Source organism: Bartonella queenslandensis AUST/NH15 (assembly GCF_000312585.1).
In the GTDB taxonomy this organism is placed as follows: domain Bacteria; phylum Pseudomonadota; class Alphaproteobacteria; order Rhizobiales; family Rhizobiaceae; genus Bartonella; species Bartonella queenslandensis_A.
Genome location: NZ_HE998400.1, coordinates 1 through 497, shown reverse-complemented (window position 1 = coordinate 497; position 497 = coordinate 1). Strand labels below are relative to the sequence as shown.

Genomic DNA, 497 nt, shown 5'->3' with positions numbered 1-497 from the left:
GGGCATATTATATTACAATAAAATCAAATGTATTGAGTAAATATGAGGGAATTTAAAGATTATTGATTCTATTATGTTTTTTTGCCTCTATCCCTCATCTTTTTGAAGTTTTTTAATTGCCTCTATTGCGAGCTTTTTACGATCTGCACTCTTTGTATAAAGAGATGCCATACTGTCATCTGTCCAGCCAAAAAGTGCTTTAAGTTGTGATACTGTTGCTCCAGAATTTGCTGCGCGTGTCGCTGCTAATTTTCTTAAGCCATGCGCTGATTTTTTGATACCTGCTTGGGTACATGCTTTTAAAAACGCATGTCCAAAGCTTTCCTTGGTGAATTTTGTACCTCTTTTACCACAAATAAATGTTTCATCACCTATGGGACCAATTTCAAGAGTTTGTGCGAGTTTTGGTAAAATAGGTAGAAAAACATCTGTTTTAAATTGGCTCTTTTCTGTTTTGAGATGAATGATATTATCTTTTACATCTTTCCAACCAATGC

General features: G+C 34.4%; 1 protein-coding gene. It reads right to left on the bottom strand.

From position 1 onward, the window contains the following. Positions 1-87: 87 nt before the first annotated feature. Positions 88-497: tyrosine-type recombinase/integrase (locus BN338_RS10490; RefSeq protein WP_039762461.1), on the bottom strand; the 410-nt coding region annotated here is incomplete at its 5' end.